This window comes from Sphingopyxis sp. GW821-FHT02C12 (assembly GCF_059421785.1).
This window is the reverse complement of record NZ_JBWKVQ010000001.1, coordinates 2,018,048-2,038,328: the sequence shown is the minus strand read 5'-3', so window position 1 is coordinate 2,038,328 and position 20,281 is coordinate 2,018,048. Positions and strand designations below refer to the sequence as shown.

General features: G+C 66.1%; 21 protein-coding genes. 11 read left to right on the top strand and 10 right to left on the bottom strand.

Going from position 1 to position 20,281, the window contains the following annotated elements:
- Positions 1–4 precede the first annotated feature (4 nt).
- Positions 5–616 carry a GNAT family N-acetyltransferase gene (locus AC07U1_RS09750; protein WP_495176663.1) on the bottom strand — a complete coding sequence of 204 codons (612 nt, stop codon included), beginning with the start codon at positions 614–616 and terminating at the stop codon, positions 5–7.
- Positions 617–784: 168 nt separating this feature from the next.
- Here AC07U1_RS09750 and AC07U1_RS09745 point away from each other — a divergent pair, with 168 nt between their 5' ends.
- From AC07U1_RS09745 to AC07U1_RS09725, 5 genes are read left to right on the top strand one after another with little or no spacing between them, the layout of a single operon-like run.
- Positions 785–2,038, top strand: coding sequence for a hypothetical protein (locus AC07U1_RS09745; RefSeq protein WP_495176664.1), 1,254 nt, complete (start codon positions 785–787; stop codon positions 2,036–2,038).
- Positions 2,035–2,355, top strand: a complete 321-nt coding sequence (locus AC07U1_RS09740; protein ID WP_495176665.1) for a hypothetical protein — start codon at positions 2,035–2,037, stop codon at positions 2,353–2,355. The genes AC07U1_RS09745 and AC07U1_RS09740 overlap by 4 nt, the downstream gene beginning before the upstream one ends.
- Before the next feature lie 53 nt (positions 2,356–2,408).
- On the top strand, positions 2,409–2,834 hold the full coding sequence (locus tag AC07U1_RS09735) for a very short patch repair endonuclease (RefSeq protein ID WP_495176666.1): 426 nt from the start codon (positions 2,409–2,411) through the stop codon (positions 2,832–2,834).
- A gap of 44 nt (positions 2,835–2,878) precedes the next feature.
- Entirely contained in the window at positions 2,879–4,216 is a 1,338-nt protein-coding gene (locus tag AC07U1_RS09730) for a DNA cytosine methyltransferase (RefSeq protein ID WP_495176667.1), read from the top strand.
- On the top strand, positions 4,209–5,006 hold the full coding sequence (locus AC07U1_RS09725; protein ID WP_495176668.1) for an endonuclease: 798 nt from the start codon (positions 4,209–4,211) through the stop codon (positions 5,004–5,006). Before AC07U1_RS09730 ends, AC07U1_RS09725 begins: the two co-directional genes overlap by 8 nt.
- Positions 5,007–5,261: 255 nt before the next feature.
- On the opposite strand, the gene lepA is transcribed toward AC07U1_RS09725, so the two are convergent.
- The 4 genes from lepA to AC07U1_RS09705 are packed head-to-tail and all read right to left on the bottom strand — an operon-like array spanning position 5,262 to position 9,181.
- Positions 5,262–7,085 carry a translation elongation factor 4 gene (gene lepA / locus AC07U1_RS09720; protein WP_495176669.1) on the bottom strand — a complete coding sequence of 608 codons (1,824 nt, stop codon included), beginning with the start codon at positions 7,083–7,085 and terminating at the stop codon, positions 5,262–5,264.
- 44 nt (positions 7,086–7,129) lie between these two features.
- Positions 7,130–8,014, bottom strand: a complete 885-nt coding sequence (locus tag AC07U1_RS09715) for a transposase (protein WP_495176670.1) — start codon at positions 8,012–8,014, stop codon at positions 7,130–7,132.
- Complete coding sequence (locus AC07U1_RS09710; RefSeq protein ID WP_495176671.1) at positions 8,002–8,982, bottom strand: hypothetical protein; 981 nt, start codon at positions 8,980–8,982, stop codon at positions 8,002–8,004. Before AC07U1_RS09710 ends, AC07U1_RS09715 begins: the two co-directional genes overlap by 13 nt.
- Positions 8,983–9,034: 52 nt before the next feature.
- Positions 9,035–9,181, bottom strand: coding sequence for a hypothetical protein (locus AC07U1_RS09705; protein WP_156377623.1), 147 nt, complete (start codon positions 9,179–9,181; stop codon positions 9,035–9,037).
- Between the two features lie 176 nt (positions 9,182–9,357).
- Here AC07U1_RS09705 and AC07U1_RS09700 point away from each other — a divergent pair, with 176 nt between their 5' ends.
- Positions 9,358–10,308 (top strand): beta-propeller fold lactonase family protein, encoded by a 951-nt coding sequence (locus tag AC07U1_RS09700; RefSeq protein WP_492736919.1) that lies wholly within the window; start codon positions 9,358–9,360, stop codon positions 10,306–10,308.
- A gap of 180 nt (positions 10,309–10,488) precedes the next feature.
- On the opposite strand, the gene AC07U1_RS09695 is transcribed toward AC07U1_RS09700, so the two are convergent.
- From AC07U1_RS09695 to argH, 4 genes are read right to left on the bottom strand one after another with little or no spacing between them, the layout of a single operon-like run.
- On the bottom strand, positions 10,489–11,295 hold the full coding sequence (locus AC07U1_RS09695) for a precorrin-2 dehydrogenase/sirohydrochlorin ferrochelatase family protein (RefSeq protein ID WP_495176672.1): 807 nt from the start codon (positions 11,293–11,295) through the stop codon (positions 10,489–10,491).
- Between the two features lie 4 nt (positions 11,296–11,299).
- Positions 11,300–12,559 (bottom strand): diaminopimelate decarboxylase, encoded by a 1,260-nt coding sequence (lysA, locus tag AC07U1_RS09690; protein ID WP_492736923.1) that lies wholly within the window; start codon positions 12,557–12,559, stop codon positions 11,300–11,302.
- Positions 12,560–12,577: 18 nt separating this feature from the next.
- Positions 12,578–12,838, bottom strand: coding sequence for a hypothetical protein (locus AC07U1_RS09685; protein WP_187140638.1), 261 nt, complete (start codon positions 12,836–12,838; stop codon positions 12,578–12,580).
- Between the two features lie 3 nt (positions 12,839–12,841).
- Positions 12,842–14,212, bottom strand: a complete 1,371-nt coding sequence (argH, locus tag AC07U1_RS09680; RefSeq protein ID WP_056346105.1) for an argininosuccinate lyase — start codon at positions 14,210–14,212, stop codon at positions 12,842–12,844.
- On the opposite strand from argH, the gene AC07U1_RS09675 reads away from it, so the two are divergent.
- A complete protein-coding gene (locus tag AC07U1_RS09675) occupies positions 14,211–14,840 on the top strand; it encodes a TlpA family protein disulfide reductase (RefSeq protein ID WP_495197688.1) in 630 nt (209 codons plus the stop codon). The genes argH and AC07U1_RS09675 overlap by 2 nt on opposite strands.
- Here AC07U1_RS09675 and AC07U1_RS09670 read toward each other — a convergent pair.
- Entirely contained in the window at positions 14,837–15,568 is a 732-nt protein-coding gene (locus AC07U1_RS09670; RefSeq protein ID WP_495176673.1) for an IclR family transcriptional regulator, read from the bottom strand. The genes AC07U1_RS09675 and AC07U1_RS09670 overlap by 4 nt on opposite strands.
- Positions 15,569–15,665: 97 nt before the next feature.
- On the opposite strand from AC07U1_RS09670, the gene AC07U1_RS09665 reads away from it, so the two are divergent.
- The 4 genes from AC07U1_RS09665 (at position 15,666) to AC07U1_RS09650 (ending at position 20,260) form a co-directional block, all read left to right on the top strand.
- On the top strand, positions 15,666–16,580 hold the full coding sequence (locus AC07U1_RS09665; RefSeq protein ID WP_495176674.1) for an SDR family NAD(P)-dependent oxidoreductase: 915 nt from the start codon (positions 15,666–15,668) through the stop codon (positions 16,578–16,580).
- Positions 16,580–17,416 carry a MaoC family dehydratase gene (locus AC07U1_RS09660; RefSeq protein ID WP_495176675.1) on the top strand — a complete coding sequence of 279 codons (837 nt, stop codon included), beginning with the start codon at positions 16,580–16,582 and terminating at the stop codon, positions 17,414–17,416. The genes AC07U1_RS09665 and AC07U1_RS09660 overlap by 1 nt, the downstream gene beginning before the upstream one ends.
- Positions 17,413–18,852, top strand: a complete 1,440-nt coding sequence (locus AC07U1_RS09655; RefSeq protein ID WP_495176676.1) for a 3-oxoacyl-[acyl-carrier-protein] synthase III C-terminal domain-containing protein — start codon at positions 17,413–17,415, stop codon at positions 18,850–18,852. Before AC07U1_RS09660 ends, AC07U1_RS09655 begins: the two co-directional genes overlap by 4 nt.
- A 202-nt stretch (positions 18,853–19,054) precedes the next feature.
- Positions 19,055–20,260: an acetyl-CoA acetyltransferase gene (locus tag AC07U1_RS09650; RefSeq protein WP_187140633.1), complete on the top strand. Its 1,206-nt coding sequence runs from the start codon at positions 19,055–19,057 to the stop codon at positions 20,258–20,260.
- Positions 20,261–20,281 lie beyond the last annotated feature (21 nt).

Here is a 20,281-nt window from a genome sequence, read left to right as displayed (position 1 = left end):
CCCCCTAACCCGCAAGCTGCGCGAACACATCCTGCACCCCCTGCGCCGCGCCGTCCGATTGCAGCGCCGCCAGCGCCGCCGCGACGTCGAGCCGATAGTCGGCGACCCCGGCGCTCTCGCCCTTCCACGTCGCGCCCAGCGATTTGACCAGATGCCGCGCCGCGCCATTCTCCGACAGGACATGCAGGTCGAGCGCCTCCAGCCCCTCGGCGCGGCAGTCGATCAGCAGCGCCGCGGTCAGCATCCGCCCCAGCCCCAGCCCCTGGAACGCGTCGGCCACCGCGACCGAATATTCGCCCACCGGCCCGTCGTGGCGGTCGCGCACCGCATGCACCGCGCCGATCGCCGGCTCGCCCGCGCACTCGGTACAGATCGCGCCCCAGCCGATATGGTCGTGCCCGTCGACATCGACCAGCCGCTCGATCACCGGCTCGGGCAACACCGCCGCCGGCGAGAAAAACCGCAGATAGCGCGACTCCGCCGACAGCGTCGCGATCCCGGCGCGCAGCAACGGCGCGTCATCGGGGGTGATCGTGCGCAGGCACACCGCGGTCCCGTCGTTCAGCCGGCTGTGCACGACGATGTCGGTCAGTGGCTGCCGCTGTCCCTGTGCCATCGCCGTCTCCGCTGCCGCGCCTGCCGACCAACCTAGGCCGCGCCGCCCCCGCTGGCAATCGCCGCCCCGTTCCCCCGCCCCGCACGCCGAAACGGAAAAAACGCTTTCCTATTTTATTCCTATATGGTTCGTTATGCGAATCACACGAACCGAAAGCGAGTCTCACCGATGACACAGGAAATCCTCCCGCCGCTCCCCGCCGATCCCGCCGCCATGCTCGACGACGACGATCTGCCCGAAGAGCTGGCCTTCACCCCCGTCGCGCGTCACGGCAAACCCTGGACCGGTATCAACGCCCGGAAACAGCGCATCTTCATCGCCCGGCTCGCCGCGACCGGCGCGGTCAGCATGGCGGCGCAGGCGATCGGCCACAGCAGCTCCGCGCTCTACCAGCTGCGCAAGCGCGAAGGCGCCGACAGCTTCGCCGCGGCATGGGACCGCGCGGTCGAGACGGGCGCGCGCCGCGTTGCCGACCTGCTCATGGAATATGCGATCTATGGCGTCCCCGAAACGCTGTCGAAGGAGGGCCGCGTCATCCTCGAACGCCGCCGCCCCAACATCCGCGCGATGCAGCATATCGCCGCGAGCCGCTTTCCCGAGGGTTTCGGCGCCAACCTCAACCCCGTCGACGGCCCCGACACCGCGGTCCCGCACAGCATCCGCCGCCTGCGCGACAAATGGCGCGCCGAATGGGAGGCCGAACGGCAGGCGCGCATCCAGGAAAACAACGGCAACCAGAACCGGCAGGAGACCGACCTCGACGATCGCCTGCGCACCATCCGCACCGCCTATCAGCGCCGCATTTCGCACGACCCGGTCAAGCGCGCCGCGTGGGACATGCTCACCGGCCCCGGCACCGATTGGGACGCGGTGCAAAAGGCCGACGCCTTCCTCCACCCGCAAAAGCATGAGTGGCACATGCACCACCCCGACATGATCGTCCCGCTCGCCGCCGGCGCGGGCAATATCGACTGGGAGGCGGAGGAAGGCGGCGACCTGTCGCACGTCGAATGGCACCCGCCCGCCGAAGACCCCGACGGCAGCAAGGGCCAGACCGACGAGATCTGGTTCGGCCACTATGGCGACCATATCGTCGAGGGCGCCTATGGCGAAAGCAACCTCCTCGACGGCACGATCACCCGCGGCGACATGCGCGCCGTCGCCCACACGGTCCGCGAACGCGCCGAGGCCTGGCAGGCCACACGTCCGCCCGTGCTCGACCGCCCCTATGGCATCCCGAAAGCGGACCATATGCGGGGCGGCACCACCCTCAAGGACCGCGACGCCGCCCGCCGCCGCGTCGAGGGCGACATCCGGCAACTCGAACGCGAATATGCCGCCGCCTACAGCGACGAAAGCTGGGCCGCGTGGAAAGCGGGCGAGGTCGGCGGCGGCACCCCGGCCGAAGGCGGCGGCGCATGAGCTTCGAACAGGAGCTGCACGAAGGGCGCCCCCACCCGGACCGCCCCGCCCGCTTCGGCCGCAATGTCGCGATCGAATGGATCCAGCCGCCCGAACCCGCGGGCGGCTGGACCGACTATGCGGGCCTTGAGCCCCGACCGGTGCAGACCTGCTATTCGGTCGGCCGCCTCGTCCACGACGACGATTGCGTCAAGATCCTCGCCGGATCGGCGATGATCGTCAGCGCCGAGCGGCGCGTGATGCTCAGCGGCGTGATCGAGATCCCGGCGCGATGCGTGGTGCGGATTGTACGGTTGGAGGAGGTGGCGAGGAGATAAGCGCCATAGGCGGGGGGTGGAGTTCCTACTCGGCGCGACTAGATTGTCGGGCAATGGATAACCGCTCGAAAGAAAGCCGCAGCCGATTGATGGCGAGAGTGGGCTCCAAGAACACCAAGCCGGAGATCGAAGTGCGATCTTTGCTTCATGGTTTAGGTTATCGTTTTCGCCTGCATCGCAAGGAATTACCCGGCAAGCCCGACATCGTCTTCAAACGTCGCCGTAAGGTCATTTTTGTCCATGGCTGCTTCTGGCACGGGCACGGCTGCCGGATCGGGAAGCTTCCCAAGTCCAACGTGGGTTTCTGGCATGAGAAGATCGAGCGCAACCGAAAACGCGACGCCGAGAAACGGTCCGAACTGGAGCGACTTGGTTGGTCCGTCGACGAGGTTTGGCAATGCGAACTTAAGGATATTCAACTGCTTGTTGAGCGACTGCAAAATTTTCTCGGCCCCACAAAACCGATCGACATTCCCTAAATGTTCTGCTACTCATACCCCACGAGATTCGAAGGGAATTTGAAATGAGGCCTATTGGGATCGACCTTTTCGCTGGCGCCGGCGGGATGAGTCTTGGTTTCGAACAAGCCGGTTTCGACGTCGTCGCAGCAGTCGAAATAGACCCCGTTCATTGCGCGGTTCACAAATATAATTTTCCGCATTGCGCCGTCATGCCGCGATCGGTCGTTGGCCTGACCGGCAGCGAAATCCGGGTCGCGGCTGGAATCGGCAAACGACGCGTCGATGTCGTCTTTGGCGGCGCACCATGCCAAGGTTTCTCGATGATCGGCCAGCGGGCGCTTGACGATCCACGTAATGCCCTCGTGCGAGATTTCTTACGGATCGCCGCCGAACTTGAGGCGACCTATTTCGTATTCGAGAATGTCAAAGGGCTAACGATTGGCCGGCATCGACAGTTTCTGGACGAGATCGTCGCGACAGCAGACGACCTCGGCTATGATGTCTTGGCACCTTGGCGTGTGCTCGACGCTGCCCATTTCGGCGTTCCCCAGCATCGGGAGCGCTTGTTCCTGTATGGCGCAAAGCGCCCAAAATGTTTACCTAGCTACCCCCAACAAACCACAAAAGCTGCCGACGGCCGCGGTAAAGCCCCTTTGACACTTCCTGTCGGACCAAACGCGGCCCAAGCTTTGTCCGATGTTCCCGATGCCGACCTATTCGAAGCCCTATTCCAAACCGACGAAGTTCGGCCCAATGCTTGGGGCAATCCGAGCCCCTATGCCAGCGAGCTACGCTGTTTAACCAACGATGCTTGGCACTTTGGCTACGTCAGGCAATGGGACCCGTCGTTGCTGACCTCAAGCGCCCGAACCGATCATACCGACATTTCGCGACGGCGTTTCGCTGCTACAATCGGGGGCGAAACCGAACCTGTGTCACGATTCTACAGGCTGGCTCCGGATGGCCTCAGCAATACGCTTCGTGCCGGGACCGACGGGGCGCGAGGCGCCTTCACCAGCCCACGTCCGATTCACCCCGAACACTCTCGCTGCGTAACCGTGCGAGAGATGGCACGACTGCATGGATATCCCGACTGGTTTCGTTTCAACGAGACCAAATGGCATGGCGCCAGGCAAATCGGCAATTCAGTCCCCCCCCCGCTCGCTCGCGCGGTTGCGGCGCAAGTTTTGGACTCAATGGGCATATTGCCGGAACGACCGTTCGAAACCGTCGAGTTGGGCGACGCTTCGTTATTGCGGATGAACCTATCCCAAGCGGCAGATCATTTTGGGGTGGTAGCTATTCCGTCTAAGCGGGACCGCAAAAGTGGTGCGACCAAGAGAAAGCAGGCGGATATCGAGGACCAAAAACGCAGCGAAAAGAAGGCAGCTTATGCCTGAACCGCGCGCGCAGAATCGTTATCAGGCATTGATCGAGGGCATTTTTTTCGACCATTGGAGTGAAGGCAAAACTTCTTTCGAATTTGTCCGGCCGGAAATCGAAGCGAAGGCAGAAAAATTGGGGATCGTGCTGCCGCGGAATGTGGGCGACGTTGTCTATGCGATTCGTTATCGAACCGCCCTCCCGGAGAAAGTTCTTCGAACCCAGACCGACGGACGAGAGTGGATTATCGAGGGGGCTGGTCGCTCGCGCTATCGCTTCCGTCTTGTAACTGCCACGAGGATCGTTCCGCGCGATGATTTGGTCGTAGTCACGATACCGGATGCAACACCGGAATTAATCCGCGCCTATGCGCTCGACGATGAGCAGGCCTTGCTCGCCATTGTTCGTTACAATCGGCTTATCGACACTTTTCTCGGGATCACGACTTACAGCTTGCAAAATCATTTGCGTACGACCGTCGAAGGGATCGGTCAGATTGAGATCGACGAGCTTTATATCGGGCTTGACCGCAATGGATGTCACTACGCCATTCCGGTTCAAGCCAAAGGGGGTAACGATCAGATCGGCGTCGTACAGACCACTCAAGATATTCGCTTTGTCGAGCAACGCTTTTCTGGAATGCGCTGCAGAGCCCTTTCCGTCCAATTCATGGAAGGAGGTGTCGTCGCCATGTTTGAGCTTACCTTACAAAACGACGAACTGCGTGTTGTGGAGGAGCGTCACTACAAACTTGTCCCCGCTGATCAGTTGGATGCCAAGGCGGTAAGGAACTACCGAACGAATTAGAGGCAATCTCGAGCTAGGAATAACCGATAAGCAGGCTCAGCCTAGAGGGCTTTCCCGCCATCAGTGTTATTGATCCTTTGATAAATAGAGACAGTGGATCAGGCATCATCCCCCATCCGCAGCGCGGCAATAAAAGCCTCCTGCAGAATGTTCACATTGCCATATTCGCGCATCCGGGCAGGCGGGTCGAAGCTGCCCCGCAGCTTCGCCTGATCCGCCCACCTGCCCTATTTCTGCTTTGATGAAAAAAGCGGTTTAGGCGTCGTCGCCCATCCGCAGCGCGGCAATGAAGGCTTCTTGCGGGATGTTGACGTTGCCGTACTCACGCATCCGCTTTTTGCCTTCCTTTTGTTTTTCCAGCAGCTTCTTCTTGCGGGTTGCGTCGCCGCCATAGCATTTGGCGGTCACGTCCTTGCGCAGCGCGGCGATGGTTTCGCGGGCGATCACCTTGCCGCCGATCGCGGCCTGGATCGGGATCTTGAACATGTGGCGCGGGATCAGGTCTTTCAGCCGCTCGCACATGCCGCGGCCGCGCGTCTCGGCGGTGCCGCGATGGACGATCATGCTCAGCGCGTCGACCGGCTCGTTGTTGACCAGGATGCTCATCTTGACCAGGTCGCCGGGGCGATGGCCGATCTGGTGATAGTCGAAGCTGGCGTAACCGCGGCTGATGCTCTTCAGCCGGTCATAGAAATCGAACACCACCTCGTTGAGCGGCAGTTCATAGGTGATCTGCGCGCGGCCGCCGACATAGGTCAAATTCTTCTGCACACCGCGGCGGTCCTGGCACAGCTTCAGGATCGGGCCGAGATATTCGTCGGGCACGTAAATCACCGCCTCGATCCACGGTTCCTCGATCTCGTCGATGCGGTTCGGGTCGGGCATGTCGGCGGGGTTGTGGAGCTCGATCTCCTTCGCCGCCTCATTCTTGGTGTGGCCGAGCTTGAGCTTGTACACCACCGACGGCGCGGTGGTGATCAGGTCGAGGTCATATTCGCGGGTCAGCCGCTCCTGGATGATCTCGAGGTGGAGCAGGCCGAGGAAACCGCAGCGAAAGCCGAAGCCCAAGGCCGCGCTGCTCTCCATCTCGAAGCTGAAGCTCGCGTCGTTGAGCCGCAGCTTCTGGATGCTCTCGCGGAGCTTCTCGAAGTCGTTGGCGTCGGTCGGGAACATGCCGCAGAACACGACCGGCTGGACTTCCTTGAACCCCGGCAGCGCCTGTGCCGCGGGCTTTTTCGCGTCGGTCACCGTGTCGCCGACGCGCGCCTGCGCGACGTCCTTGATCTGCGCGGTGATGAAGCCGATTTCGCCGGGGCCAAGCTCGGTCAGCTGCTCGATCTTGGGGGTGAAACAGCCGACGCGGTCGATCAAATGGGTGGTGCCCGCCTGCATGAACTTGATCTGCTGGCCTTTTTTCAGCACGCCGTCGATAACGCGGATCAGGATGACGACGCCGAGATAGGGGTCGTACCAGCTGTCGACGAGCATCGCGACGAGCGGCGCGTTGGCGTCGCCCTTCGGCGGCGGGATGCGCGTGACGATCGCCTCGAGCGCTTCCTCGATGCCGATGCCGGCCTTCGCGCTCGCGAGCACCGCGTCGTCGGCGGGCAGCCCGATGATGTCCTCGATCTCGGCCTTCACCTTGTCGACGTCGGCCGCGGGCAGATCGATCTTGTTGATAACGGGGATGATTTCATGGTCGTGCTCGATCGACTGATAGACGTTCGCCAGCGTCTGCGCCTCGACCCCCTGCGCCGCGTCGACGACGAGCAACGCGCCCTCGCACGCCGCCAGGCTGCGCGACACTTCATAGGCGAAGTCGACATGGCCGGGCGTGTCCATCAGGTTGAGCTCATAGGTCTCGCCATCATGCGCCTTATACGACAGGCGCACCGTCTGCGCCTTGATCGTGATCCCGCGCTCCTTCTCGATGTCCATGTTATCAAGGACTTGTGCGGACATCTCACGCGCGGTCAGCCCGCCGGTGAACTGGATCAACCGGTCGGCGAGCGTCGACTTGCCATGGTCGATGTGCGCGATGATCGAGAAATTACGGATATGCGAAAGAGAAGTTGTCATGCCGCGCCGTTAGCAGCGGAAAGCCGCGCTGTCAGCAGCCGAAGCTACAACCCCAGCCAGCGCGTGCAATCGTCGCGCACCCGTGCGTCGCGATCGTACAATCCGCGTTCGAGCACCGCCGCGCGGGCGTCGCCTTCTTCAACCGCCGCCAACGCGGCGATGGCGTTGGCGCGGACGCGCGGCACCGGGTGCACCTTCGCGAACTGCTCGGCGATATCCTTCCCATTATCGGTCAGATGCACCGCGCAGCGCAGCAGCATCTCGGCCTGGGTCAGCGTCGGGCGGCGCGCAATCGTCCCGCTTTCCAGGTCGACGATATATTGGTCGCGCCAAGGGATATGCTCGCCTTCCTCCATGATGTTGAGGCTGACCGAGAGGCTTGTCGGTGGGAGCTGGCTGTGGATATCGCGATGGGCGCGGTAGAGCATCATCCTGCCTTCGCTTAAGCTGCTGCGTTCGACGAAGCGGAGGTTCAGCGGCTCGCCGATGCCGCCGTCGACCGCTTCGGGGTCATAGTCATAATAGTCGCTGATGTAGCCGGGTCCCCAATAGCCGGTGGTGAGGAAGCTGAAATTATGGTCGTGTGGCAGGCCATAGGCGAAGGCCGCCGCGCCGCTGGCGCTGTAGGCGGCATCGCTCGCGGCGGGCCAGAGATTGGCGCGGAGAAAATGGCCGCGCGGGCTACGGTGGAGCAGAAAGACCTGCGCCGAATAGCGGCTGAGTTCGAGCTGGCCGGCGAAGCTCGCCTTGAGTTCGGCGATGACGCGGTCGGCGAGGAAGTCGCGGTTGCGCGCGAGCCCGGCGAGGAGGTGGGCGGCATGGGCGAGACTCGCTTCGTCGCTGAGGTCGACGCCCGTTTCGTCGAGCCGGGCGGTGACGTCTTCAAGGGCGAGTACTCCGCCGGCGGGTGGGTCGATCAGGCGAGGCATGGGTCGGCAACCTTTGGCATGAAAAGCGCCAGCGTCGCGGCGGCGGCGCGGCGCACTTCGGGGTGCGGGTCGCTGGTCGCCATATCAGCGAGCCGCAAACGCGCGGTCGCCGGGTCGAGCGCGACGAGATCGCGCATCGCGCTCCAGCGGTCGGCGAAACCTTCGGCGAGCGTGGCTTCGACGAACAACGGGGCGGCGTCGCGGCGGTCCATTTCACGGAGCAGGGCGAGCGCCATGGCGCGGAAGCTGCTGTCGCGGCGGGAGGCGGAGAGGTGGGTTGGGCGGCGGCTGACCAGTTCGTAGGTGCGCATCGGCAGCGGCGATGGCGGCTGCACCGCGAGTTCGAGGAGGAGGACGTCGGCCGTCGCGCCCGCGATGGTGAAGCTGGTGCGCGCGGTGTCGAGGTCGAGCATGTCGCCGGCGACGAGCGCGCGCGGCGGGTCGCTGCGACAGGGCGACGCGCCGGCGGCGGTGAAGGCGCCGCCCTCCTCGGCGGCCGAGAGCGCGACATGGTGGAGCGTCAGCCGCGCGCCGCCCGCAGCCAGCACGCGGATCGCGGCGCGGCCGGGCACGAAGAGCACGGTCGTCGGCGCCGCAGCCGCCTCGAATGGCAGCAATTGCAGCGACAGACGGATCGCACCGCATTCGGCAAGGATCAGACCGCCCGGTCCGCCGCCCCCGCCGACGATGCGCAGCGGCGGCCGGGCAAACGGATCGACGGCGAGCAGGGCAAGCGCCTCGGCCAACCGTGCCCCAAGCCAGCGCGGGTCGGCGAGCCATGGGCGGAGGCGCGCGATGGCCTGGTCGGGTTCGGCATCGCGCGCGGCGGCGAACGCCGTGAGCAGGCCGGCGGGCGCCGTATCGGCCGCCCGCCATCCCGCGGCGAGATCGCTCGCGGTGGCACGGATCGCAGCGGTGCGCAGGGCATCGGCGCGCGGATAATGATCGTGACGGGACGGGACGGGCATGGCGCGGTCACCGAATGCGGGCGCGGCATTGAAGCGCGCGCCCGCGGCCCGGTCAGTCGTAGATGATCAGCACGACGGTGACCGACACCTCGAAGACCGATGGCCCCGAAGACGCGGTCGGCGCCGCGAGCGAGCCGAACAGCCCGACCGCGGTGTCGAGCAACGGTATGGCGTCGATGTCGATGGATGGCAGGTTCATAGCTTCGCTCCCCAGTCAATGGCGGCGCGGATCGGCCGCCGACGGATGGTGCGAAGCAGGCGGGGCCGACGCCAGTTAACTTATCTTAATGTGGGAGCAAGGCCGTTCGTCGAAGCGCGGTTGCCGCCGCCCGCGCGGCGCCTAGGATGGCGGCGACAGCCACCGGGAGACGCTCCATGCGCCACGCCATCACCGTCCTTTCCACCCTGCTGCTCGCCGCAGCGCCGGTTGCGGCCGAAACCTTGCTGATCGGCAACAAGGGCGAGGATACGCTGAGCCTCGTCGCGCTCGACACCGGCGCCGAAGTGGCGCGCCTGCCGACCGGCAAGATGCCGCACGAGATCGCCATCTCTCCCGACGGCAAGCAGGCCGCGGTGGTCGCCTATGGCGCGACGACGATCGACGTGTTCGATGTCGCGGGGCGCAAGAAGTTGCGGACGATCGACCTCAGCCCGAACCAGCGACCACACGGGCTGGTGTGGCTGTCCGACGGACGGCTGGTCGCGACGGCGGAGGCGAGCCAGTCGGTCGCGGTGGTCGCGCCCGGCGGCGCGGTGACCTCGATTGCCACAGGGCAACAGGGCACGCACATGATCGTCGTCGCGCCCGACAATCGCACCGCTTACACTGCCAATATCGCGTCGGGCACGGTGAGCATACTCGATTTGAAGGACGCGAAAAAGTTGCGCGACCTGGCTGTCGGCGGCAAACCCGAGGGGCTGGCGCTGGCGAAGGGCGGGCGCGAATTGTGGGTCGGCGACCTCGAAGCGCCGCGCGTGTCGGTGTGGGATGTCGCGACGGGCGAGAAGATCGTCGAATTACCCGTGGATCCGGTCGCGATCCGCGTGCTCGCCAGCCCCGACGGCAGGCTGATCGCGACGAGCAATATCGGCGCGGGAACGATCAGCCTGTTCGACGCCGAAACGCGCGCGCCGGTCAGGACGATCAAGGTGTCTGGCGAGCAGGAAAAGGGACAGGTGACCCTGTTGTTCAGCGCCGATTCGAAGCGGCTTTACGCGGCCGAGACAGGGCACGACATGATCGCGGAAATCGACGTCGCGAGCGGCGAAGTGCTGCGCCGGATCGCGGCGGGCAAAAATGGCGACGGGCTGGCGATCGCGCCATAGCGAAGGGCTGTTTCGGATTTGGCGAGGACCTTGCCGATCCTCCCTGTCGCGCAGCGATGGGAAGGTGGCAGCGCGAAGCGCTGACGGAGGGGTCGACGCCGTCAGGCCGCGGTGCGAGGCCGCGGCCCCTCCACCACCTTCGGTGGTCCCACTCCCCACGGCTTCGCCGCAGGGCGGATCTCACGTCGCCTGCGGGTCGCTCGTAACCGTCCCGGTTGCCTGGCTTTCAATCCAAAGCGACAGCCCCGATGGCGGCTCGGTGGGCGGCGTATCGGCAATATGCCGCACCGCATCGGCCCGGGCGCGGGCGAGGATTGCGACGGGTGCGTCCGCCGGATGGAAGATATGATCCGCCTCGCCCAGCAGCCGCGCCGCGCGCAGCGTGAGGTCGTCGGGGTCGGAGCCGGTCAGGTGGATGGTTTCGAGGCGGCTTGGCGTGGACGCGACGTCACTGGCGAGCCAGGTTTCGACCCCGTCCACCGCATCGGCCGCGAGCGGATCGAGCACGCCGCCCGGCGCCAAGGCCGCATCGATCGCCCGGCGGCGGTCGGCGGCGGCGGGCCAGCGCGCTTTCATCGCATCGCGCGCGGCGTACAGCGCCGACGCCAGCGCGCCCAGGCGCGCGGGCAACAGGGCCTCGATTCGCTGGCGTACCGCCTTCGCGAGCCCCGCCGACGCACCGCCCGTCCCGATCGCGATCGTCACCGGCGCGCGGTCGACGATCGCGGGGGTGGTGAAATCGCACAGATCGGGGCGGTCGACGACATTGACGAGCAGGCCGCGCGCGCGGAGCGTTTCGGCGGCGACGCATGCTTCGGCATCGTCGGCGAGCGCGACGAAGGCGATCGTCGCGTCCGCTTCCCATGCCGGCACGATCCGCCCGCCCGCGCGGACGATCAGCCGGGCCTTGGCATCGGCAGCCTCCCCTTCCCCGACCAGCACGACCGTGCGGCCGCGCAGGTTGAGGAAGATGGGAAGCTGCTCCACGGCCTCAGTCGATCCAGTCGGGCACGCGTTCGGCGGCCATGATCGTGCCCGCCGCGATACGGTCGGCGACGACGGCATAGCGGTCGCCGTCGACGAGTACCTCGGGAACGAGGCTGCGGCTGTTATACGTCGACGCCATCGTCGCGCCATAGGCACCCGCGGTGCGGAACACCGCGAGGTCGCCCGGCTCGACCTTGTCGGTCTCGCGGTCGCGTGCGAAGGTGTCGCCGGTCTCGCACACCGGCCCGACGATCGACGCGGTCATCCTTTCGCCCGAGGGCTTCACCGCGACAAAATCATGGTACGCGTCATAGAGCGCGGGGCGCGCGAGGTCGTTCATCGCGGCATCGACGATCACGAACGGGTTGGTCGCGCCGGGCTTGACCCACAGCACCTCGGTCAGCAGCACCCCGGTGTTGCCCGCGATCACCCGGCCGGGTTCGAACATCAGCGTGACGTCCCAGTCGCGGGTCACGCGCGCGACCATCGCGCCATATTCGGCGGGGCTCGGCGGGTTGTCGTCGGCCTTGTACGGCACGCCGAGACCGCCGCCGAGATCGACATGGGTGATGCTGTGGCCGGCGGCGCGCAGTTCGGCGACGAGTTCGCCGACGCGTTCGAACGCGGCTTCGAGCGGGTCGAGGCTGGTCAGCTGGCTACCGATATGGACGGCGATCCCGCGCATGTTGAGCCCCGGCAGCGCCGACAGCCGCGCGAAGATTTCGGGGGCGACGTCGATGCCGACGCCGAACTTGTTCTCGGCCTTGCCGGTCGAAATCTTGGCATGGGTGCCCGCATCGACATCCGGATTGACGCGCAGCACCGCCGGCGCGGTCATTTCCTTGGCGAGCGCGATTTCGGCGAGCGCGACGCCCTCGGGTTCATGTTCGATGTTGAACTGGCCGATGCCGCGATCGAGGCCCTGCGCCAGTTCGGCGCGCGTCTTGCCGACGCCCGAGAAGACGATGTCCTCGGCCGCCATGCCCGCCGCGAGCGCGCGTTCGAGTTCGCCGCCCGACACGACGTCGGCGCCATAGCCCTGCCGCGCGAGCACGCGCAGCACACCGAGGTTGGGATTGCACTTGATCGCGAAGGCGAGGTGCTTCCTGGGCACATCCTTCAGCCCGTCACGAAACGCCTGCGCATGGCGTTCGAGCGTGGCGCGCGAATAGACATAGACGGGGGTGCCGATTTCCTCGGCAATGCGCGGCAGCGGAATATCTTCGGCGTGCATCACGCCGTCACGAAGGTCAAAATGGTTCATTGGAGAAAGTCCTGAAACTCAGCCCGGAGGGGGCAAATCAAAATCGTCGGGTTCGCGCTGTTCCGACCGTTTGAGAAGTTCGTCGCTGCGCGCGGGCCGGGCCTGCGCGTCAGGCGTCGTGAGTTCCTCCGTGGTTGGTTGTTTCTTGGCACCGACGGGCAGCGGCGGCGGGGCCTGGCCAGCGACGGGCTTCAGGTCCGCCTGCTTGCCGCAGGCGCCGAGCGCCGCGACGCAAACGGCACCGGCCGCGAGCAGTGCGAGGGCTTTCGCCGTTGCCATATCCTAATCCTCCAGCGCGGCGCGTGCCGCTGCGATGGCCTGCCTTACCCGTTCGGGCGCCGTGCCGCCATAGCTGGTGCGGCTGGCGACCGATGCCTCGACGGTCAGCGCCGCCAGCGCCGCGGGCGTCACCGCGGCATGGATGGCGGCGGCGTCTTCGGCGGGCAGCGCCGACAGCTCAACGCCGAGTTCCTCGGATCGTTTCACGCAGGCGCCGACGATATGATGCGCCTCGCGGAACGGCACCCCCGCCTCGCGCACCAGCCAGTCGGCGAGGTCGGTCGCGGTCGAGAAGCCCGACGCCGCGAGCGCGCGCATGCGGTCGGTGCGGAAGGTCAGGGTCTCGACCATGCCGGTCATCGCCGCGAGCGACAGCGCGAGCGCGTCGAAGGCGCCGAAGACGGTTTCCTTGTCGTCCTGCAGATCCTTCGAATAGGTGAGCGGCAGGCCCTTCACGATCACGGCGAGGCGCTGGAACGCCCCGAGCAGCAAGCCGGCCCGCCCGCGCACCAGTTCGGCGGCATCGGGGTTGCGCTTTTGCGGCATGATCGAGCTGCCGGTCGACCAGGCGTCGGGCAGGCTGATGAAGCCGAAGGGCTGGCTCGCCCAGATGACGATTTCCTCGGCGAGCCGCGACAGATGAATCGCGGCGATCGAGGCCGAGGCGCAAAACTCCAGTGCGAAGTCGCGGTCGGACACCGCGTCGATGCTGTTCGCCATCGGGCGGTCGAAACCGAGCGCAGCGGCGGTCGCAGCGCGATCGAGCGGGAAGCTGGTGCCCGCAAGCGCGGCGGCGCCAAGCGGCGATTCGTTGAGCCGCTTCGCCGCATCGGCGAAGCGCGAACGGTCGCGACCGAACATCTCGACATAGGCGAGCAGATGATGGCCGAGCGTCACCGGCTGCGCGACCTGCAGGTGGGTGAAGCCCGGCATGATGCTGGCGGCATGTTCGTCGGCGCGTGCGAGCAGCGCGGTCTGGATCGCCTTCAACCCGTCGTCGATGCGCGCGCAGGCGGTGCGCGTCCAAAGGCGGAAGTCGGTCGCGACCTGATCGTTGCGCGAACGCGCGGTATGGAGCCGCCCGGCGGCCTCGCCGACGATCTCCTTCAGCCGCGATTCGACGGTCATGTGAATATCTTCGAGCGCGAGGTCGACCGGCACGCCGTTCACCGCGAACTCCTCCGCGATCTGCGCGAGGCCGGCGTCGATCTTCGCCGCATCGTCGGCCGCGATGATCCCGGCCGCGCCGATCATCGCCGCATGCGCGCGGCTCGCGGCGATATCTTCTTCCCACAGGCGCTTATCGACGGGGATCGACGCGTTTATCTCTTGCATGATCGCCGCTGGACCGGCACCGAAGCGGCCGCCCCACATGCTGTTGCTGTTCGGAGATTCCGCCATCCGCCGCGTCCCAAGCCTTGTCCCTGCAATCCTCGCCCTGTTGCTGGCCGGATCGATCGCGGGCTGCGATAGGGAAAAGGCTGCGGGGGAGCAAGCGGGAGCGGGCCAAGCAAATGTTTCGGGCGCGCAAGCGAAGGGTGCGGGCGTCGAACGCTTCGTCCACCAGGTGATGCGCGAGAACAAGGGCAAGGCCGCCCCCGCCGCGACCTTCGTCGGCCCCGACGATGCGCCGACGACGCTCGCGGCGTTCCGCGGCAAGCCGTTGCTCGTCAATCTGTGGGCGACCTGGTGCGCGCCGTGTGTCGCCGAAATGCCGACGCTCGACAAGCTCGCCGCCGCGCAGGCCGACACGCTGAGGGTGATCGCGGTCGCGCAGGATCTGCAGGGTGCCAAGGTGGTCGATCCGTGGTTCCAGACCGCGGGGCTGACGACGCTCCAGCCCTATCTCGACCCCGAAAACGGCCTGCTCCTCGCCTATAACAGCGCGCTGCCGACGACGATCCTTTACGATGCCGAGGGGCGCGAGGTCTGGCGCATCATCGGCGCCATCGACTGGCAGGGTGCCGAGGCCAAGGCGTTGCTGGCGGAAGCGGGGGTTTAGGCGACCGCCGAGTCCGCCAGATCGACCAGCGCCCTACCCAGCGCGGTCAGGTCGGCCGTTTTCCGGACCCCCGCGAAGCAGCTCGCCGACAGGCAATATTCGGCGCCGCGCTGCGGGATGACCGCCGCGAGCGTGCAGATGCCGATATGGGTATAGCCGTCGTCGACCGCGAAGCCGGTCCCGCTCGCAACCCGCACCTGCTCACGATAATCGGCGAAGGCGATCGCCTTTTCCCAGCGCACCGCGGCAAAGCGCCGTGCGACCTCCTCGTCGCCCGGCGCCTGCGCCGCCGCGATCGCGCGCCCGACGGCGCCGCCGCCGAGCGGCTGGCGCTGGCCCTGCGCAAGGTGGATGCGCAGCACCGCCCTGCTCTCGGCATGCGCGACGAGTTGCAGCCGGTCGCGTGACGCGACCTGCCACAGGCCGGTGGTCACTTCATGCGCCTGCGCGAAGCGCGCCATCAGCGGGCGCAGCCGGTCGATCATCCGCCGCGCGTCGCCGTCGCGGAGCAGTCCCGCACGCGCCCAGCCGTCGGACAGGCGATAACGCTTGCCCGGCTGGTCGCGCACCACAGCACCTTCGGCGACCAATGTCCCGAGCAGGTTGAAACAGGAGGAGGCGCCCAGGCCCAGCGAGCGGCCGATGTCCGACAGCGTCATCGGCGCGTTGTCGGCGAGCAGCCGCAGCACCGCGAACGCCTGAGACACCGACCGAACTTCACCCGCCACGCGCACCTCTTTTCACAAATATGAAATCACTATTCTTTATATTGAATATTCCGGAAAGCTCAACTAGCCGATCCTCAGCCAATCAAGGGAGAGTCGCATGGGTATGCTGGACGGCAAGGTGGTCGCGGTGACGGGCGCGGGACGCGGCGTCGGGCGCGAAATCGCGCTGCTCTGCGCGAAGGAAGGCGCATCGGTCGTCGTCAACGACCTCGGCGGCAGCGCCGAGGGCGAAGGCGCCGACCTGAGCCCCGCGCAGGAAACCGTCAACGACATCAAGGCCGCCGGCGGCAAGGCGCTGGCCAACGGCGCCAGCGTCTCGGACCCCAAGGGCGCGGCGAGCATCATCGAGGATGCGGTGCAGGCGTTCGGTCGCATCGACGCGGTGGTCAACAACGCCGGCATCCTGCGCGACCGCATCTGGCACAAGATGAGCCACGAGGATTGGAATGCCGTCATCGACGTTCACCTCAACGGCTGTTTCAACGTGTCGAAGGCCGCGACGCCCTATTTTCGCGACCAGCAGTCGGGCAGTTTTATCCACTTCACCTCGACCAGCGGGCTGATCGGCAATTTCGGCCAGGCCAATTATTCGGCGGCGAAGCTGGGCATCGTCGGGCTGTCGCAATCGATCGCGCTCGACATGGCGCGCGCCGGGGTGCGCTCGAACTGCATCGCGCCCTTTGCGTGGAGCCGGCTGATCGCGACGATCCCCGCGACCAATGAAGCCGAAGCGCTGCGTATCGAGCGCATGAAGACGATGACCGCCGACAAGATCGCCCCGCTCGTCGCCTTCCTCGCGAGCGACGCGTCACAGGAGGTGTCGAACCAGGTCTTCGGCGTGCGCAAGAACGAGATTTTCCTCTTCTCCAAGCCGCGCCCGATCCGCTCGATGCAGAAGAACGAGGGCTGGACGCCGCAGACGATCGCCGACGAAATGCTGCCGGCGTTCCGCGGCAGCTTCGCCGATCCGGCCGAACGCTCGGGGGATGTGTTCGGCTACGACCCGATCTGATGACGATCGACCCCGACAAGCTGCTGTCGATGCCGCCGATCGTCACGCGGCAGACGCTGACCAAGCGCGACACGGCCCTCTACGCGCTCGGCGTCGGGGCGACCGAGCTCGACTTCCTGTTCGAGGAGCGGCTGAAGGCGCTGCCGACAATGGCGGTGACGCTGGGTTATCCCGGCTTCATCTGGCGCGATCCGGCGCTCGGCGCGAACTGGCAAAAGGTGCTGCACGGCGAACAGTCGACGATCCTGCACGCAGCCCTGCCGGTCGCGGGCGAGATTGTGGGATCGACGCGGATCGAGGCGCTGTTCGACAAGGGTGCCGACAAGGGCGCGCTGGCGCTGGTGGCGCGCGAGATCCACGACGGTGCGGGCACGCATCTCGCGACATCGCGCGCGGTGACCTTCCTGCGCGGCGACGGCGGTTTCGGCGGATCGAGCGAGGGCGCGCCGGTGCCACACCCGGTGCCCGACCGTGCGCCCGACAGCGTCGTGACGCTGACAACCGCGGCGAACCAGGCGCAAATATATCGGCTGTCGGGCGACCTCAACCCGCTGCACATCGATAGCGACGTCGCGACGGGTGCGGGGTTCGACGGACCGATCCTGCATGGCCTTGCCACCTATGGCGTAATTGGCCGCGCGCTGCTCGCGGCGCGCTGCGGCAACGAACCCGCGCGCCTCAAGCGCCTCGACGGTCGCTTTTCGTCGCCGGTCTACCCCGGCGAAACGATCGAGACCTCGATCTGGGACGAGGAAGGTGGCAAGCTCGCCTTCCGCGCCCGCGTCGTCGAGCGTGACAAGATCATCTTCACCAACGGCTATGCGGAGACGGCATGAGCGAGTTCGGAATCCTGTCGTTCGGCGCCTATGTGCCGATCACCCGGCTGCAGCGCAGCGCGATCCATGCGACGAACGGCTGGTTCGCCGGCGGCCTGCGCGGGCTGGCCAAGGGCGAAAAAGCGGTCGCCAACTGGGACGAGGACAGCGTCACCATGGCGCTCGAAGCCGCACGCGATGCGCTGGACGGCATCGACCGCGCCAGCGTCCAGCGCGTCGCCATCGCCTCGACCACCCTGCCCTTCGCCGACCGCCAGAATGCGGGGATCGTCAAGGAAGCGCTGAACCTGCCCGATACGGTCGGCGCGCTGGACGTCGCGGGATCGCAGCGCGCGGCGACATCGGCGCTGCTCGCCGCGCTCGGCGGCAGCGAAACGACGCTGGTGACCGCCGCCGAAATCACCACCCCCAAACCCGCATCGGAGCGCGAGATGACCAGCGGCGACGCGGCGGCGGCGGTGCTCGTCGGCACCGGGGAACCGCTCGCCAAGCTGGTCGCCAGCCACAGCGTCACGGTCGATTTCGTCGACCATTTCCGCGAGGCCGGCGAAGCGCACGACTATGACTGGGAAGCGCGCTGGGTCCGCGACGAGGGATTCGCCAGGATCATGACACCGGCGATCGCCGCTTTGCTGACCAAGGCAGGCGTGAAGGGCGACGCGATCGACCATTTCCTGGTGCCCGTCGCGGTCAAGGGCGTGCCCGAAATGCTCGCGAAAAAGGCCGGGGTTGCAGATAGTGCGGTCGCCGACGCCCTCACCGCGACGCTCGGCCATGCCGGCGCCGCGCATGCGCTGGTGATGCTGAGCGCGACGCTCGAAACCGCCAAGGCGGGCGAGCGCATTCTCCTCGCGAGTTTCGGGCAGGGCTGCGACCTGCTGCTGTTCGAGGTCACCGACAAGATCGGATCGGTCAAACCGCGGCTCGGCGTTGCGGGCTGGCTCGCGCGGCGCAATGAGTCGACGAACTACGCCAAATATCTGTTCCATCGCGGGCTGCTCCAGCTCGACCGCGGTGCGCGCGCCGAGCATGACAGCAAGACCGCGCTGACCGCCTTGTGGCGCAACCGCAAGGCGGTGCTCGGGCTCGTCGGCGGGCGCTGTAGCAAGACCGGGACGGTGCAATTCCCGAAGAGCGAGGTCAGCGTCAACGCCAACGACCATGCGGTCGGCACGCAGGAGGATTATCCGCTGGCCGAAGTGCCCGCCAAGGTGATGACCTGGACCGCCGACGCGCTCACCTACTCGCCCGACCCGCCGAGCTATTATGGCAATATCGATTTCGTCGGCGGCGGACGCATGATGACAGAGTTCACCGATTTCGCGGGGGGCGCGCTCGACGTCGGCGCCGATTTGCGGATGATGTTCCGCATCAAGGCATTTGATGAGAATCGCGGGTTCCGGCGGTATTTCTGGAAGGCCGCACCGGCGTTTTGATCCTTCTCCCCTTGAGGGCGAAGGATAGGGTGCCTTATCGCGGAGCGATTAGGCGGACTTGGATGAGGGGCTGCGAGCCAAAGGCTCGCGTGGTCGCAAGCGACCACAACCCCTCACCCAGCTACGACTAGCCAGCAAGCTGGCAAGTCTTCGCAACCCTCTCCCTCAGGGGGAGAGGGAGGTTGGTTTGGAAGGATGGGTTATGGCCAAGGGTATCCGCGACAAGGTCGCCATTTTGGGCATGGGCTGCGCCAAGTTCGGCGAACGCTGGGACAAGGACGAAGACCAGCTGATGCTCGAGGCCTATGAGGAGGCGATGGCCGACGCCGGGATCGAGGCGAGCCAGATCGACGCCGCCTGGCTCGGCGCCGCCTTCGACGCGCAGAATATCGGGCCGAGCGGCATCCCGCTCGCGGTCGCGCTGCGCCTGCCCGACATCGGCGTCACCAAGGTCGAAAATTATTGCGCCAGCGGCACCGAAAGCTTTCGCGGCGCGGTCTATGCCGTCGCCTCGGGCGCGTGCGATATCGCACTCGCGATGGGCGCCGAAAAGCTCAAGGACACCGGCTATGGTGGCCTGCCCGTCCGCACGCGCGGCACGACGCACGACATGGTCGGCATCACCGGCTCGGCGCCGGGCAATTTCGCCCAGCTCGCGAGCGCCTATCGCGGTGTCCATGGCGTCGGCAAGGACGACCTCAAGCGCGCGATGGCGCATGTCTCGGTCAAGAGCCATGCCAATGGCGCGAAGAACCCCAAGGCCCATCTGCAAAAGGCGGTGACGATGGAGCAGGTGCTGAACGCACCGATGATCGCCGAACCGCTGGGGCTGTTCGACTGCTGCGGGGTCAGCGACGGCGCGGCATGCGCGATCGTCACTACGCCGGAGATTGCCCGCGCATTGGGCAAGACCGACATCGTCACCGTCAAGGCGCTCCAGCTCGCGACCTCGAACGGGTGGGAAATGCAGGCGCAGGGGTGGAACGGCAGCTATTTCCACACTACGCGCGTCGCCGCGACCAAGGCCTATGACGAAGCGGGGATCACCGATCCGCGGTCGCAGCTCAGCCTGATCGAGGTCCACGACTGTTTCTCGGTCACCGAACTGGTGACGATGGAGGATTTGCACATTTCGAAGGAAGGCCAGGGCTGGCGCGACGTGCTCGACGGCTTCTACGATAGCGACGGCGCGATCCCGTGCCAGATCGACGGCGGGCTCAAATGTTTCGGCCACCCGATCGGCGCCTCGGGGCTGCGGATGATTTACGAAAATTACCTGCAGATTTTGGGGCGCGCGGGCGAGCGGCAGCGGCAGGATAGTCCGGTGTTTGCGCTCAGCCATAATCTGGGCGGGATGCCGAACCAGAATGTGTCGTCGATCGCGATCATCGGGCGAGCCGATGCCTGAGCTAATGCCGCTCCCCGGCGA